This is a genomic window from Pseudomonas sp. HY7a-MNA-CIBAN-0227 (genome assembly GCF_040310325.1).
Lineage (GTDB): Bacteria > Pseudomonadota > Gammaproteobacteria > Pseudomonadales > Pseudomonadaceae > Aquipseudomonas.
Window position 1 is genome coordinate 1 of record NZ_JBEOPT010000116.1, and the last position, 276, is coordinate 276.

Annotated in this window: 1 protein-coding gene; it reads left to right on the forward strand. The window is 43.8% G+C overall.

All coding sequences use genetic code 11. The features are described 5' to 3' along the window. Positions 1-276: DnaB-like helicase N-terminal domain-containing protein (locus AAEZ06_RS27220; RefSeq protein ID WP_350617199.1), on the forward strand; the 276-nt coding region annotated here is incomplete at both ends.

A 276-nucleotide genomic window follows, 5' to 3' on the forward strand; every position in this document is an offset into this window, starting at 1 on the left:
ATGCTAGACGCTGAAGCGTGGGATCGTGTTTCTGAAGCGGTTGTGGCCGAAGATTTTTATTCTCGTTCTCATCGAATGATTTTCATGGCTATGCAACGTTTAATGGAGTCTAGCCAACCTCTGGATTTGATTACCGTATCTGAGCAGTTAGAAATTGAAGACCAATTAGACGATGCCGGCGGCTTTGCTTATCTTGGTGAAATTGCTAAAAACACCCCCAGTGCAGGTAACATTTTATCTTACGCTGATATTGTTCGTGAACGTGCGGTTGTTCGT